Origin of the sequence: Lactobacillus mulieris (genome assembly GCF_007095465.1) — a bacterium.
GTDB lineage: Bacteria > Bacillota > Bacilli > Lactobacillales > Lactobacillaceae > Lactobacillus > Lactobacillus mulieris.
This window is the reverse complement of sequence record NZ_SDGL01000003.1, coordinates 17,810-36,676: the sequence shown is the minus strand read 5'-3', so window position 1 is coordinate 36,676 and position 18,867 is coordinate 17,810. Positions and strand designations below refer to the sequence as shown.

Annotated in this window: 1 protein-coding gene (running past one end of the window); it reads left to right on the top strand. The window is 40.7% G+C overall.

Features of this window, described 5'->3' with window-relative positions; all coding sequences use genetic code 11:
• Positions 1 to 18,867, top strand: the 3' portion of a protein-coding gene (locus ETI37_RS07785; protein WP_006586641.1) for a mucin-binding protein. The gene continues 10,461 nt to the left of window position 1, outside the view; the window shows 18,867 of its 29,328 coding nt (coding positions 10,462–29,328); its start codon lies beyond the left edge, outside the window; the stop codon is at positions 18,865 to 18,867.

Genomic DNA, 18,867 nt, shown 5'->3' with positions numbered 1-18,867 from the left:
GTTGATCAAACTACTAAGAATGTCACATTCAGTAGTTGGAATTACTCAAATGATGGACAATTTGCATCATATGATGTTCCACAACTTACTGGTTACACTTCAACTGTTAACGGTACTGCCGCAACTACTGTTGCTTCTGCTAGCGCTAAGGATGGTAATGGTAACCCAATTAATGGGGATGCTGTAACTATTAAATACACTGGCAACACTACAACCCTTAACCCAGATGATAAGGGTGATGTAACTATTCCAGATGGTACTAAGAAAGGTGACGGTACAACTGGATTAGAGAAGAAGGACTTGTATGTAACCAGCACCAGAACCATTAATGTCTACAATACTGATGGTTCAGCAATTGACCATACAGAAACTCAATCTGTAACTTACAAGCGGACTGCAACTTTAGATGCTAATAAGAAGGTTATTGGTTACAGTGACTGGGAATTAGTTGGTAAAGACAAGACTTGGGCAGCTTACACAATTAGTGTTCCTCAAGGCTACACTTCAGACTCAGGTAGTCAAATTGCTGAATTTACTCCAGGACCAGGTACTCAAGATGTTACTATCAACGTCAAGTTTGTTCCTGAAACTAAGCAAGTTGAAATTACTTACACTTACACTAACCCTAAGACTGAAGAAAAGACTGTAGTTGATACTGACCATGCCCCAATTACGACTGGTAAGGAAACTACAATTACCCCACAACCACCTACAGGTTATGATGTTGATCCAAGTGCTCAAATTCCTAAGACTGTAACTACTAAGGATGGTTCAACTAAGACTGACGACAAGGGTCAAACTAGCCCAATCGACACGCCAATTAACATCCCTGTAGTACAACATGTTGACACTTACTCTGAAGGCAACGTTCCAGAAGGCACTAAGAAGTCTGACGGCACTCCAATTACTAATAGTGATTTAGCTGCTGATGTAACTAGAACTATCACCATTAATATTCCAGGCCAAGATGCAAAGACTATCAAACAAGGACCAGTTCACATGACTAGAACTGTTTCTATCAACCGTGCTACTGGTGAAGTAACATTTGGGAACTGGTCAGCAAATGGTTCATTTGATACATACTCAGATGTTCCAACAATTGATGGTTACACTGCTTCTCAAACTAGTGTTGCTACTGTAACTCCAGATGATCCAACTAAGAACTACGATGTAGTAATTAACTACACCCCAAACACTGCTAACATTACTTACTCAGCAGTTGACCGTGAAAATGGTACTGATAGTCCACTTGACGTTTCAGACTTAGATGTCACTGTTGATAACAGCAAGGGCAGAAGCGAAGCTGATATTAAGAAGGATACTGACAGTGTAATTAGCGCAATCAAGGGTAAGTTCTTAGCACAAGGTTACAAGTACGTAACTATTGAAGGCACTAAGTTAGTCTTTACTAAGGATACTGAATCTAAGTCAACCATCCCTTCAGGAACTACTGATACCACTGGTAAAGAAGTTACTGATAAGGACTTGACTCAAAGCTTCACTAGAACAATCAATGTCAAAGGCGTTGATGGCAATGTAACTACTTACAAGCAAACTGTAACTGGTCACCGTCAAGCAATTATTGACAAGACTAGTGGTAAAGTAACTGGCTACACTGATTGGGTATATGACAATAACGACACTTACGACCAATTCGGTATTAGTCAAGTTAAGGGCTACACTTCATACGTTGGCACTAACTCTGACTACAGTGATGGCAGTCAAAAGACTTTTGTTGAAGAAGTAACAAATGTAAATAGCGATGCTACAGTTTACGTTCATTACGAAAAAGATCAAAATGACGCTAACGCTCAAATCATCTTTAAGGATGTTGATTCTGGTAACCAAGTTGGTACTACTCAAGAAGTAACTGGCCCATCTGGTGAAAGTAAAGAATTTGACTTAACTGCACCAGCTGGATATGACTTTGTAGATTCAAGCGATGCTAAGAAGAACATTACCTTCTCAAGCGATGGCAAGACTATTATTGTTCCTGTTTACGTAAAGCATCACACTGATACGATTGGTCCAAAGGACACCCCAGATGAAGCTACTAAGAAGTTAATTACTCAAAGCTTAACTGGTAATGCAACTAGAACTATTACTGTTCACAAGGTTGATGGCACAACTACTACTGAAACTCAAACAGTCGCAATGCACAGAAGTGCTATTATCGACCGTGCTGCAGGTACTGTAACTTACACTGCATGGGAAGCTGATGATCCACAAAATGCTTCATTTGCTGAATATGCTCCAGATAAGGTTGCTGGCTACACCACTTTAGTTGATGGTGCTCCAAAGGACACTGTTGCTAGTGAAACTCCAACTAGCCCGGTTAATGAAACTGTTAACGTAACTTACAAGGCTAGCCAAAAGTCTGCTGAAATTCGTTACGTTGATAGCAAGACTCAACAAGTTATTAAGACTGATGTAGTAACTGGTATTCCTGGTCAAAAGGTAACTAACATTTCTACTTCAGTACCTACTGGCTACGTCTTAGATGATGGTCAAAATGTTCCTACTGAAATTGATATTGCAGCAGGTGATCAAGCAACTGATCCAACCATTGTTTACGTTCACCAAGAAACTCAAACTTTGACTGATGAAGATGCTAAAAAGCAAGGCGTTCTTGATAGTGACTTACATAGAACTGTAACTAGAACTGTGATTATCAATGAACCAGGTAAGGATAGTAAGACTTACACTCAAGTTGCCCACTTCAATCGTCAAGCTATTTTGAACAAGGCAACTGGTGCCATTACTTACACTGCTTGGACTTCAGAAGACAGTCACTTTGATGCAATTAGCATTCCAACTGTAGCTGGTTACAAGTCAACTGTAGCTGCAGATGATGCAAGTGTTGCTGCTAAAGATGTCACAGCTGAAGATAGAGACAGCTTCGTAGTAGTTAACTACATAGCAGGTGATCAAGACTTAACTATTCGTTTGCACGATGTAACTGATTCTTCTAAGTCTGTTGATATTGCAATTCCAGCAGGTGTAACTAGTGTATTCCACGGCAAGAGTGGTGCACCAATTTATTCAGCTGATTTACGGACTGCTATTAGCAAGATTAAGGATGAATTAGCTAAGCAAGGTTACCAATACGTTGGTGAAGATATGCCAATTGATTACGATACTGATAGTAGCGTAATGCAATACCTTGACATGAACTTCAAGCGCATTAGTGACACAATTGGCCCTAACGATCCAGTTCCTTCAGATATTAAGAAGGATGATGGCTCTAACTTAAGCCACGATGACCTTACTAAGACCGTAACTAGAACTATCTACGCTACTGATCCTCAAGGTAACACTACTCATTTCACTCAAACTGTTGTTGTAACCAGAACTGCAACAATTGACATGAACACTAAAAAAGTTACTGGCTTCTCAGCTTGGTCAAGCGCAAGCTTTGACGAATACAGTGTTCCTCAATATAAGGACTACACTGCTCATGTTGATGTTGATAGTGATGAAAGTGGTAATGTTGCTGGTCGTGCAGTAACTAGTGCTGAAATTGCAGCAGGGCACGCAGCTGATGTTCACATTACATACACCAGCAACACGCAAGATGCTACCCCAACTAAGATTCCAGAAGGTGCAACTAAGAGTGACGGAACTCCATTAACTAAGGACGACTTAGAAAAGACTGTCACAAGAACGATTCACTTTGTTGATGAAAATGGCAACAAGGTGGCTGATGACAGTGTTCAATCTGTAACCTTCAGCCGGACTGCTAACTTAGACAAGAACGGCAAGGTAATTAGCTACAGTGACTGGACTCAATCAGGTAATTGGGATGATGTAACTAGTCCTGAAAAGGCTGGCTTTAAGGCAACTGTAGCAACTATTCCTGCAGTAGCATTAACTCCAGAAACTGCTCATGACGTTGATATCACTGTAACTTACAAGCCTGACCGTGTAATTGGTCACATTAAGTTTGTTGATGACAAGACCGGTGCTTTAGTTTCAGACAAGATTGTTGATGCTAAGGCTGGTCAAACTGGCGTTGCAACTAATGCATCAGTTCCAGAAGGATATGAAATTGCTGCTGATTCAGAAGTTAAGTCTGTTCCTGAAAATATGGACTTTGGTGCAACTGACCACGCTGATGTAATTATCAAGGTTAGCCAAAAGGTTGACGACATTGATCCAGATCATATTCCAGATGGTGCTAAGAAGAGTGATGGTACTCCATTAACTAAGGACGACTTAGAAAAGACCATTACTCGTCACATTCACTTTGAATACCCAGCTAGTTACAAGGGCACTAAGGATACAGACTTTGATCAAACTGTAACTATTAAGCGGACTGCTCAATACAATCAAGCAACTAAGACTGTAATCTTTGGTGATTGGAATACTGCAACTCTTGAAAACTACAAGCCAGCTGATCGTGAAGGATTAGTAACTCCAGGTGAAGTTCCAGCATTAACAGTTGATGAAAACAGTCAAAATACTACAGTAACTCTTACTTACACTACTAAGACTGCAAGCATGAACTTTAAGGCTCATGACGACACTACTGGTAAAGACATCAATTTACCAAGCACTTTGCAAACTTCAATCAGCCACGCTGGTGATACTACAGTTACCCAAACTGAAATTGATAATGTAGTTAATGGTATTAAGGCAGCAGTTGGTGACAAGTACAACTTTATTAACACCACGACTGATGAAGATGGTACTGTAATTGTTCACTTCACTCACAAGACTAGTCCAGTAACTGCAACTGATACTGATGAAGCAACTACCAAGGAAATTACTAGAACTATTCATGTAACAACTCCTGATGGCAAGACTTACGACTACAAGCAAACAGTTACCGCAACTAGAACCTTGACTCGCGACTTAGTAACTGGAAAGGTTACTCCAGGTGACTGGACATTACCAAGCTTTGATCAATATGGTGCTCCACAATATGATGGCTACAAGTCACAAATTGATGTTGATGGCAACGATGATCAAACCGCAGTTCTTGGTCGTCAAGTAACTGCTGATGAGCTTAACCAAGGTAACTCTCACGATGTAAATATCACTTACACTGCTAATGATCACAGCTTCAAGGTTCACTTCATTGATGCTAAGACTGGTAATGAAGTTCTTAGTCCTGTAACTTACTCAGGCAAGACTGGTGAAAGTGTCACAATTGATCAATCTAAGTGGAATTTAGGTAACTACAAGTTAGTTGCTGGTCAAAACATCCCAGCTAATGTCAAAATGAGTGCAGATCCAAGTGATCTTTATGTCACTGTTGACCATGGCACTACTACTTACACTAGTGACAACCCAGGTTCATATAACTTAACCAAGACTATTACTAGAACTATCAAGGTAGTTGACCCTGTAAGTGGCGCAGTTTCAGTAGCTAAGACTGATACTGTAACCTTTACTAGAACTGCTACTGTTGATAGTGTTGATGGCAGCGTAAGTTATAGTGACTGGACTGCTAGTGGTGACACTACTTGGGCAGACTTTACAGCACCTGCTAAGGCTGGATACACTGCAAGTCCTGCAACAATTACTGGTAAGACTGTCAAAGCTAGTGACAATGATGAAACTGATATCATTACTTACACTGCAAACAGTCACGATGTAGTTGTTAAATATGTTGACCCAACTGGTAAAGAAGTTGGTACTAAGACTATTTCTGGTAAGAGTGGTCAAACTATTCCAGTTGATGCTCAAAGTGGTGTTCCAAGTGGCTATGAACTTGATCCAAATAACCCAGCTCCAGCAACTTACACTGTTGGTGATGGGGAAGGCCAAACCATTGAAGTCAAGGTAATTACTGGTAGCCACATTTACCACGATGGTGATAGTGATGTTCCAAGTGACCTTCAATTAGCTAAGACTGTAACTAGAACAATCAACATTGTTGATCCAAAGACTGGCTCAATTTCAACTCAAAAGCAAAGCATAACCTTCACTAGAACTGCTACTGTGAATGCAGCAACAGGCAAGGTAACTTACAGTGATTGGACTGCTTCAGTAAGTTCTGCCTCAGGTAGCGATGTAACTGTAGGTCCAGATGGTGTTAAATTTGCTGCAGCAACTGCACCAACTCATACTGGCTACAAGACTAATGTTGATGGTAGTTTAGCTGAAGAAGCAATTACTGCTGCTTCAAGCGACAGTGTAGTTAACGTAACTTACACTCCAGAAGATCAAAGTGTAGTGATTAAGGCAGTTGATGATGATAATTCAGAAACTGATATTACCTCATTAATTCAACCAGCTATTGACGCTATTACTGGTAAGACTGATGCTCCAATTGATCCAGCTAAGATTAACCAAGCAATTCAAGCTGCTAAGGATAGATTAGCTGATAAGTACGTCTATGTAACTTCTGATCCAATCACTCAATTTGGTGAAAGTGGTACTGGTACTTTAGTACTTCACTTCAAGCACAAGAGCGAAAACTTTGACAGAAATAACCCAGGTACTGGTACTAGCGATGACTTCGTTAAGACAGTAACTAGAACCATTCATGTTATCGACACTACTGGTGCAAGTCATGATTATGTTCAACATGCAACTGTTTCAAGAACTGCTTCTAAAGACTTAGCAACAGGCAAGGTAACCTACAGTGACTGGTCAGCAGCTAAATTTGATGAATATGATATTCCTCAAGTTGCTGGTTACAAGTCATACGCAGGTCCAAGCCAAGCTGATCAAACTCAAGCTGACAAGGTTGCAAGTGCTGATGTAACTGTTTTGAACGATATTCCTCAAAATGGTAGCGATGTCTATGTAACTTACAAGGGTAATGAAGATACTACTCAAGCTATTCAATATGTAGATATTGCAACTGGTAAAGTAGTTAAGGCTGACAATGTAACTGGCAGTGTTGGTCAAAGCGTTTCATACACTGGTTCATTACCTAAGGGTTATGAATTAGCAAATGATTCATCAATCCCAACTTCAGTAACTATTTCTAGTGACAACACTCCAGTTAAGGTTTACGTAAGACAAATTAGCTACACTGATGCTAACAAGCCAAGTGACTTAACTGATGCATTATCTAAGACAATTACTAGAACAATTAAGTTTACTGGTATTACACATGATGATGTTGTTCAAAGTGTAACCTTCACTAGAACAGCAACTTGGAATGCTAGTGAAAACAAGTACGACTTTAGTAGTTGGACTGCTACTGACGGCAATAAGTGGGCCTTCTTCAACGCACCACAAGTTGCTGGCTACACTGGTACTGCTGATCACTTAGATCAAGTAACTGTTGACCCAGATACTACTCAAGACGTTACTGAAACTATTAATTACACTCCAAATGCTCAAACTGCGCGGGTAATTATCAAAGATTCTGACAATCACGATGCAGTAATTAGTGTTGATACTGTAACTGGTGTAACTGGTGGTACAACTGAAATTAGTCCAGTAGCTCCTAAGGGCTATGAACTTGATACTGCAAGAACTGCTAAGTGGCCAAGTTCAGTTCAATTTACTAGTGATGGAACTCCAACAGCTGATACAGTAATTTACGTAAAGCATAAGACAAGTTCTAGTCAAGGCGATTGGCCATTAAGTGATGATGCTTATAAGCAAGCAACTTCAATGACCATCACTAGAACCATCACTATTTCTAAGCCTGGTCAAGCTGATCAAGTAATCACTCAACCGGTAACTTTGACTCGGACGATTACTTTTGATGCTGTAACTGGTGCAATTAAGAGTACAGGTGCTTGGACTACTGGTACTTGGAACTTAGTTGGTTACGCTCAAGCTCCAGCAACAGTTGACTACAACGGTGTAACTTACAACCGTGTGGTAACTTCTACAAGTTCTAACCCTGCTGAACAAGGCGAAGGTGGACTTCAAAAGAAAACTGTAACTAGTGATTCAAAGAGCTACGATGTTCATGTAACTTATGTTGCAAACACTACTAGTTTGAACTTCAAGGCCGTTGATGATGATGCAAGTGGTAAGGATATTACTCCAAGTGGAATTATTACTTCGATTTCACATCAAGCAGGTCAAGCAGTTGATTCATCTCAAGTTCAAACAATTGAACAAGCTATTATCAACAAAGTTCAAGGGCTTGGTTACACATTTGTACCAGAAACTGATACTTCAAATCCAAATGAATACGTACTTCACTTCAAGCACACTAAATTGACTTTGACTGATCAAGGGTCAGCTCCTAAGGGCATTACTGTTGATCCATTGAATAAGGTCATTTACCGGACAATTAGCTACAAGTTTGGTGAAGGTAATATAGCTGGTCTTGACTACTCAACTAATGAAAGTTACATCTTAAAGAGAACTGCAACAATTGATTTAGCTACTAAGAAAGTAATTTATACTCCTTGGCAACTTGTTAACCCAGATGGTACAACCTCCACGACTTTGTCTATGCCATTTGAAGCAATTCCAACTGCACCAACAGGTTATGTTTTCGATAAGATTGATGGCCATGATGGTACTGATGGTCAAGCTCCATGGACTGCAATTCCATCTATGAACATTGATTCTTCATTAATTGATAGTCCTAACCCAACTAAGATTAGCTTAACTGTAAGATATAAGGCTGCTATTAAGACTGTTCCTGTTTACATCTATGATGTAGATTCAGCTACCCCATCTGTTGCAATTGGTAAGACTGAAACTGTCACTGTTGATGGCAAACAAGTTACTCAACCAGTTGCTAAGACTGAAGTAACCGCTGGTGTAAGATATAGCAATACTTACGACCGAAACTTCTTAAATGATAACGTTAAAGATGGTGCTAACTATGAATACATCACTGGTGAGAGTTACCCTGTAGACTTCACTATGGGACCAGATGGTGTTCCAAAGGCAATTAAGATTTATGTAAGACATAAGCATGCAACTCAGCAAGTTACTACCACCTCAACTAGAACTATCCATATCCAAGGACAAGATACTCCACAAACTCAAACAGTTACCTTCACTCGTGATGAATATATTGACTTGGTAACTAATAAAGTTACTGGTTATAGTGATTGGCAAGCTCAAGATAGTAGTCAAGCTAGCTGGGGTGCAGTAAATGTTGGTAGATCAACCGATGGTTATACTGCATACATTGATGGTGTGAAGGGCAATGTGGTTGCTGAAGAAACTCCACTTCCTAACCAAAATGTTGATGTTAATGTAACTTATGAAGCAAATCCTGCAACTGTCAATATCGTTTACCGCAGAAATGATAATAACCAGGTAGTTGCTACAGTTCCTGTTGCTGGTAAGGTTGATCAAACTGTTGATTTGACTTACACTGCACCAGCTGGTTATAAGCTAACTGATGGACAACAATTACCACCAAACATTAAATTAAAAGCACAAAACTTAGATATTACTGTTTACGTTGATGATGATCCACAAACTTATAACCCAAGTAACGTTCCAAGTGATGTCCCAGAGTCAATCAAGGCTCAAATGACCAAGACCGTAACTCGTCACATCGAAATCATTTACCCAGAAGGTTACACTGGTGACAAGCTAGCTACTCCAATTGATCAAAGCGTAACCTTTGAACGTGATGTCACTGTTGATCTCACTAAGTCAGGTGCTGATCGCTACAGCTTTGGTAACTGGCATGTCAAGGGAGATACTGCAACTAGTGGCTCATGGGCTAGTGTTGAATTAACCAAGATTAATGGTTACCACACTGACCAAGGAATCGATGCAGCAACTGTTGATGCTAATACTGATAATGTAAACTTAACTATCCACTACTTAGCAAATGATGCTCAATTAGGTATCAAGGCAGTTGATGATACTGATAACAGCGACATTACTTCTAAGATTAGTCAAGCAATTGCTAATATCACTGGTAAGGCTAATGGAGCTGTTGATGCTGCTAAGATTAAAGCTGCTGTAGCTTCTGCTAAAGAGCAACTTGAAAAATTAGGTTACAAGTATGTTGATACTGATGTAGTAACTAAGTTTGACGATGTTGATGATACGGCTAAGCCAAGTCAAGATTTAGTAATTCACTTCACTCACGCAACTTCTACTTACAACCGTGGTGATCAAGACTTACCTAAGAGTGTAGATACAAGCCAATTATCTAAGAGCGTAACTCGTAAGATTATTGTTCACACTCCAGATGGCCAAACTTCAACTATTACGCAAACTACTAGCTTTGGTAGAACTGTAACAGTTGATAACGTTACTGGCACTGTAACTTACGGCAAGTGGACTCCAACTGATGGTGAATTTGACCAATACGACATCCCTCAACTTGAAGGCTACTCAACTACTGTTCAATACAGTGGTCAAGAAGCTGCTGAAGCAGAAAGTGTTGCTAGCGCTAGCGCAGTTGACAGTCAAGGTAACCCAGTTGACGGCAATCAAGTCGATGTTTACTACAACGCTAAAGACGGCAGCCAAGTAATCAAGTATCAAGATCCAAGTGGTGCTGACAAGGGTAGTCAAACCTTAACTGGTAAGACTGGTGATGTTGTTAAGGTTGATCAAACTAAGGTTCCAGCAGGTTATGAAGTAGTTCCTGGCACTCCAAACCCAGGTACTGTAACTATTCCTGGCAAGCCTAGTGATCCAATCATCATCAAGGTTCAACCTAAGATTGATGTCATTACCTTAGACAATACTAAGAAGCCTGATGCTGTTAAGGACAGCGATTTAACCAAGGATGTAACTCGTGTAATTAACGTTTACAAGCCTGGTGCAACTACTCCTGAAACAACTACTCAAAAGGTAGTCTTCACTAGAACTGCTAACTACAATGAAGCAACTGGAAAGGTTGATTCATACTCAGCATGGGTACCAGTAAGTGGCAACAAGTTCAGTGAATTCAATGCTCCAACTGTTACTGGTTGCACTCCAGATAAGAATGCTCCTGAAGTTGAAGTAACTGCTGATCAAACTTACCCAGATGTAGATATTCACTACACAGCTGTCAAGAACTTAACTGCTCACATCATTTACGTTGATGATAACAATAACCAAACTCCAGTTAAGGTTGATAGCGTAACTGGTCTTAGCGCAGGCGATACTCACGAATATACTGCAACTGCTCCTGCTGGCTATGACTTAGCTAAGGGTCAAGCTGCAACTGTTACAATCACAGTTCCAACTGATGGTACAGCTCCAAGCGACACTATCATTCACTTGACTCAACATTCTGACCAAATTAAGGGCGGAAGCGACGACACTAGCGACAAGACTTATGACTTGAAGCGCACAGTAACTCGTCACGTTTATGTCAAGACTCCAGATGGTCAAACTAAGTTTGTCAAGGATCAAGTAGCTACATTTACTCGTGATGTCACTGTAAACCGGGCAACTGGTAAGCTTACTTACACTGACTGGACCAGTTCAGATAAGAACTTTGAAGCTGTATCTAGCGATGATATTGATGGCTACACTCAAAACCCAGTCAGCTCAATCACAGTTGATGAAAACTACGGTGAACAAACTGCTTACATTACTTACAGTCCAAAGGCAAGTTCAATTAGATACCAGGCTGTTGATGATGATGCAAGTGGTAAGGACATTACTCCAAGTGGAATTAACTTAACTGTTAATACTGCTAAGGGTATTGACCAAACTACAATTGATCAAGATAAGGCTAGTGTTGAAGCAGCAATCAAGGGTGCTCTTGGTAACAAGTACAAGTTCGACGGTCAAACTACTGATGGCAATGTCATTACTCTTCACTTCAAGCATGCAACTACTACTTACGGCTCAGATTCTACTAAGCCTAGCGTAGTTAAGGGTGCTCTTGAAGCTGATGTTACTCGTCCAATCACCATTGTTAGTCCTGATGGCACTAAGCAAACTATCGTTCAAACCGTTCACTTAACTAGAACTGCTACTGTTGATGAAGAAACTGGTACTGTAACTTACGGTAACTGGACTAGTGGTCAATTTAAGGCTTACCCAGTAAGTGATGTCGAAGGTTATACTACTGAAGTTAAGTACGGTGATAGTGCTGAAGCTACTAGAGTTGACGGCGATGTTAAGGCTAGCGATATTACAATCACTGGCCAAGATGCAGATGCTAAGCCAGAAAATGGCGAACCAGTAATCGTAACTTACAAGCTTAACGATGCAAGTGGTAAGATTAGTTACCAAACTAGTGATGGTACTGAAGTAGGTAGCCAAGCAATCAGTGGCAAGGCTGGTGAAACTGATACTTACAAGACGAATGTCCCAGCTGGTTATGAATTAACTGATCCTAACGACACAGCTGTAACAGTACATTATCCAACTGATGGTAGTGAAAAGACTGTAGTTGTAACTGTTCAAGCTAAGAATGACACTTACGATAACACTGGCGACAAGCCTAGTTGGGTAAAGGACGCTACTACTAAGGACGTAACTAGAACTATTCACTTTGCTTACCCAGAAAATTACACAGGTGAAAAGCATGAAGATGTTGTTCAAACAGTTCACTTTACTAGAACTGCAATTAAGAATGAAGCTACTGGTGATGTAACTTATGGTGACTGGACAGTTCAAGGCAGCGACCAATTCGATACATTTAACGCTCCAGACATCCACGGTTACCACCCAACTTCAAGCGCTGCTTTAGTAACTGGCGTTAAGGCCAATGGAACTTACGATGATGTCACAATCACTTATGCTCCAGATAACTTAGTCGGCCGTGTAATTTACAAGTACACTGACAAGAACGGCAACGTATCTGTTGTTGGTATTCAAAACGTAAATGGCACAACTGATGGTACTTACCAAGTAACTGAAGGAAATGTTGAGCTTCCTAAGGGCTACACTTTAGTCAAGGATCAAACTTTACCAAGCCTAACCTTTAAGCCTGGTGAACCTAACGAAGTAACTGTTAAAGTTGATCACGCAACTGAACACTTCAACCCTGGTGACGATATTGATAGCCACAGTGGTGACATGCCTAAGGGCGTTGACCTTGGTACTATTAAGCAAGGTATGACCAAGACCGTAACTAGAACTGTTTATGTAACTCCAGTTGGTGGTGAGCGTCACCAAGTTGATCAACAAACCGCTCACTTCAAGCGCGGCTTTAAGATCGACCTTGCAACTGGTGAAGTTACTTACGATCCTTGGACTAGTGATGACTCAACCTTTAGCGATGTATCAAGCAAGATTCCAGCAGCTCCAGCAGGTTACTCAATTGTTTCTACTCATACTTATGGTTCAGAAACAGTCACTGCTGATGACAATGACATTGATGTTGAAGTAACTTACGCAGCAGCTAAGTCTCACATCACTATCGTTGCTAAAGACAAGAGTAACAACAATGAAACTATTGCTATTCCAGATTCAGTTTCAACTACGCTTGAAGGTCAAACTGCTGCAAGCGTTGACCCTAAGAACGTTCAAACTTATGTAGACGCTATTAGCAGAGCTCTTGAAAAAGAAGGTTACCAATTCGATAGTACTGATACCTTCCCAACTGCCTTTAACGGCGACACTACTTTGAACATCTACTTCACTCATAGAACTGATGACAAGACTACTGACTTGCCAGATGGTTCTGAAGCAGTATCTAAGGATGTAACTAGAACGATTCATGTGGTTGAACCAGATGGTCAAACTTATGATATCGTTCAAAAGGTTACTGCAACTAGACAAGCTAAGGTTGACGCAGTAAGTCATAAGGTAATTGGCTACACTGATTGGACTACTCCAGAATTGACTAGCGTAACTGCTCCTCAATATGCTGGTTACACTCCAAGTGTTGCTAGTGTTGAAAGTCATACGCCAACTGCTGATGAAATTAACGCAGGTCAAACAGCTGATGTAACAATTAAATACACTGGTGTTCAAACTAGTCAAAGTTACGAATACGTTGATGCTGACTCTGGTAGTCAAATTGGTCAAACTTATCAAGGTGCAAATGGTAGAGTAGGTGACAAGGTCAACTTCGATGGTGATATTAAGACTAATATCCCTAACGGTTACGAATTAGTTCCTAATACTACTCTTCCAGGTGAACACGAACTTGGTCAAACTAACCAAACCATTAAGGTTTACGTAAGAAAGACTGTTGTCGACAATACCCAAAAGACAACTCCTAAGGGTAGCGACAAGAGTACTCTTAAAGAATTAGCTAAGACCATTACTAGAACTGTCATTGCTCATGTTCCAGGTAAAGCCGCTCAAACAATTGCAAGTCAAGAAGTTCACTTCACTAGAACTGCAACTTGGAATGATGCAATTAAGAGTTGGGACTACAGCGACTGGAAGGTAGATGGCAGTCAAACTTGGGATGCTATTAATGATAGCGACATTCCAGAGCTAGCTGGCTATAGCCACGACCCAGTTCATGTTGATAGCTACAATGTTTTACCAACAACTCAAGACCAAACTGTTGATATTAACTACACTGCACTTGATCAAACGACTCACGTCATCTACAAGTACGGCGACTTAACTATCAACACTAAGGAATTGACTGGTAAGACTGGTGATACAGTTGCTACTAACATTAATGACGGTATCCCTGAAAACTATCAATTAGTTGATGGTCAAAACCTACCTGAAAACATCACCTTTGATGCTGATGGTCATGCCGATATCGTCGTTAACTTGAAGCATGGTGAAGATCACTATGACGGTAAGACTGGTGAAAAGCCTGCTTGGGCAACTGAAGATACTACTAGAACTGTAACTAGAACTATCAATATCACTTACCCAAAAGGTAAGAAGCCAGCAGGTGCTGAAGATACTCAGACTGATAGTGCAACCTTCACTAGAACTGCTACTCGAGACAAGGTAACTGGTCAAGTAACTTATGGTGAATGGACATTAGCTAGTGGCAATGCTAAGTTTGATAAGTTTACTGCTCCAGCAGTTGCTAACTACACTCCTTCAACTAGTGAAATTGCAGTTGAAACGGTAACTGCTGACAGTCCTGACACTACTTACAACATTACCTACACTGCAACTGGTACCGACTTTACTATCCACGCTCATGATATAACTGATCCTAAGAAGGTTATCGCAATTGATATTCCTGCTGGTATTAACCCAGTAATCAGACACAAAACTGATGGTAGTGATGAAGCCCAATTTGAACTTAACAAGGAAGGTATCATTGCTCGAATCAAGCTTGCTTTGGCTGCTAAGGGTTACAGCTTCGTTGGCGAAGATGGTACTAACGATGGTGTAAACTTGAACTTCAAGCACCAAGAAAAGACTTACCACAGCGGTGATGACATTCCAGATGGTGATAAAGGTCTTATCAAGGAAGCCTTATCAAAAGATGTAACTCGCAAGATCATCACTAGTAAGCCAGATGGCAGTTCGAACACAGTTACTCAAACAGTTACTGCAACTAGAACTGTAACTATTGATGAAGCTACTAAGGATGTAACTTATGGCGAATGGAATCTTCCATCATTTGATGGTAGCGGTGTTGAACAAATCAAGGGTTACACTTCATTAGTTGATGGTCATGCAAGCACTTATGTAAGCGATGCTACAGTAACACTTGGTCAAGATAAGACTCCTCAAAATGGTAAAGACGTCAACGTATCTTATGAAGCAAATGATCACACCATGCACATCATTTACCGCGACGTTGACGATGGCTACAGGGTTGTCGGTAATCCAATTACTGTATCTGGCAAGACTCATACTACTGTTGATGTAAGCAAACAAGCTACTGTTCCAGCAGGCTACGAATTAGTCGATGGTCAAACTAACCCAGCTAATGTAACCTTCCCAGCTGATGGCAGCGAAGTTCAAGACATCACAGTTCTGGTAAAGCACCATGTAGAAAGTGTTGACCCTAACAAGCCAACCAATATTCCTGAAAAAGGTGACAGGGATGCCATCATTAAGGCTGGTAACAAGGATGTTGTCAGAACTATCCATTACCAAAAGGCTGATGGCACTAAGGTATTTGATGACACTGTTCAAACAGTTCACTTCACTAGAACCGTTGACGTTGATGCAATCACTGGTAAGATTGTTGGCTACGGCAACTGGACTAAGGCAGATCCACAACCAGTTGGCGATAGCGATCACTGGCCAAGTGTTACTGCACAAACTTTAGCAGGCTACACTCCAAGTCAAGATAGTGTTCAAGATCAAAGTGTTGACGCAGCTACTAACGACAAGGAAATCACTGTTGGTTACACTGCTGATACTCACATGGCCCACATCATCTACCAAGATGCTGACAACAACAATAAGACTATTTACAGTCAAAATGTTTACGGCCAAACTGATCAAACCTACACAATTAGTCAAGACACTAACAACAAAGATCCAAGGGTAATCGTAACTAGTGTTCCAACTGGCTACAAACTTGATGGTCAATCAATTCCAAGTTCAATTAGCTTTGATGCAAAGGGTGCTGACGACATCGTAATTGTCTTGAAGCACGACACAGTTGATGCTAATAACCCTGGAGATGTTGATACTCACAAGGGTGACTTGCCAAAGGGCACTGACCTTGATGCAATTAAGCAAGGCATGGCTAAGGACGTAACTAGAACTATTTACGAAACTGAGCCTGGTGAAAGTAGAAAGCTTCTTACAACTCAAAGAGTTCACTTCACTAGAACCGCTTCAATTGACCGCGTAACTGGTCAAGTAACTTACGGCGCCTGGACTGCTGATGGAGCTGACAAGTGGGCTGCATACCCAGTTGATAATGTTAAAGGTTACCAACAAGTTGTAACTGGTGGTACTTTAGCTGAAACTACTGTAACTGGTGACATGAGCGACCAAGATGTTGAAGTAACTTACACTTCACAAGCTGCTCAAGATATCACTGTTGTAGCACGCGACGTAACAGATAGTTCTAATCCAGTTAACCTTGGTCAAACTCAAACCTTGAAGGGTAATGTTGATAGCCCAGTAAGTGGCAAGGACTTATCTGATGCAATTGAAGCAATTAGAAAGGCACTTGTTGCTAAGGGTTACAACTACCAAGGTGTTGAAGGTGAAATCCCAGTTAAGTTTGATAATTCTAAGCACACCATTGTCTTAGACTTTACTCGCGCAAATGATGATGTACCTGGTGGTACAACTATTCCAGACAAGTACAAGGGCATTATCGCTGATAGCGATGTAACTAAGACTTACACCAGAACTATCAACTTACACCACAATGTCAATGGCCAAGATGTTGTCGAGCATGTAACTCAACAAGTAACTCTTACTAGAACTGCTCATGTTGATTTAGCTAAATTTAACGCTGATCCAACTGATAAGTCTGCTGTCACATACGGCGCTTGGAGTACAGCTGATTACCCAGAATACAATATCCCAGACAAAGCTGGTTACACTCCATTTGTAAATGACAACGAAACTCACTCACTTGCAGCAAGTCCTGCAACTGGTGATACCAATGTTGATGTTTACTACAAGGGTAAGCAAGGTACTCAAATCTTCAAGTACATTGATGCTGTTAGCGACAGTCAAGTTGGTACAGATGTTCAATTCACTGGTAATGTTGGTGATTCTGAACAAACTTACACTTACGTAATTCCAGCTGGCTACAAGTTAGCTAAGGGTCAAGGAACAAGTTCAACTTACAGCTTCACTGATGGTACAAACACTACTAACATCTACTTAGATCATGATGTCCAAACAGTTACTCCAACTACTATCCCTGAAGGAAGCACGGATGTAACTAAGTCTGACTTGACTAAGACTGTAACTAGAACGATTAGCTACAAGTACGAAGATGGGTCTGAGGCTCACAAGCCTGATGTTCAAACTATCACTTTAACTAGAACTGCTTACGTTGACCCAATTACTCACAGCGTAACTTACAGCAACTGGACTAGTGATAAGAGCTTCACTGATGTAACTGCACCAACAATTGCTGGTTATGATGCTTCAAGCACAATCGTCAAGGGTCACTCAGTTGCCGGTAATAGCGATGACGAAAACATCACCGTTATCTACACTAAGAAGACTCAAACTACTGAAATTCAGTACGTTGATGATACTGGAAAGGTAATCAAGACTGTTCCTGTAAGTGGTCAAACTGGTGATAAAGAAAAGACAGTTAATACTGGTGATAACATTCCAGAAGGCTGGAAGCTTGATGAAAATGCTCCTAAGACAATCGTTGTAAGCTTTGATCCAAACCATCCACAAACTCAAACAGTTAAGATTGTTCATGATACTAAGACTTACAAGTCAGGCGATGAAAATGCACCTGAAGGACTTGACAAGACCGTAACCAGAACTATCAACTTCCACAAGCCAGCAGGCAATGAACAAGTTGTTCAAACAGTTCACTACACTAGAACTGCTACTGTTGACTTAGTAAGTGGAAACATCACTTACAATGCTTGGACCATTGCTGATGTATCTGGCGCAACTAAGGGCGAAGGCACTAATGCAAGCTTTGACGCAATTAGTGACATCCCTCAAGTTGACGGTTACAAGGCTGATCACACCCAAGTTGATCAACTTGCTGTAACTCCAGATACAGCTGACTCAGTTGTTGATGTTTACTACAATGCAAACAAGACTGAGCTTCACTTCAAGGCTGTTGACGAAGATGACAACAATAAGGACATTGACTTACTTGGCAGCTTAACTAGCCCAATCAATGTTGATGTAACTACTAAGGATGTTGATAGCCAAGTTGCAAGTCGTGAAGCTGACATTAAGCAATACTTAGCTGATAAGTATAACTTTGATACTGTTGATACTAGTGTTGACGGTAATGTCACAACTTACATCTTGAAGTTCCACCACGCTAAAGACACTATTTCTGAAGGTGGCAACTTACCTGAAGGCGTAAGTCAAAGTGACTTCACTAGGGCAGTTCACAGATTGATTAAGGTTTATAAGCCTGGTCAAACTGATCCAGAAGTAGTTGATCAAACTGCTACTGCTCACAGACAATTAGTTGTTGATAAGGCAAACGGAACTTACAAGTGGACTCCATGA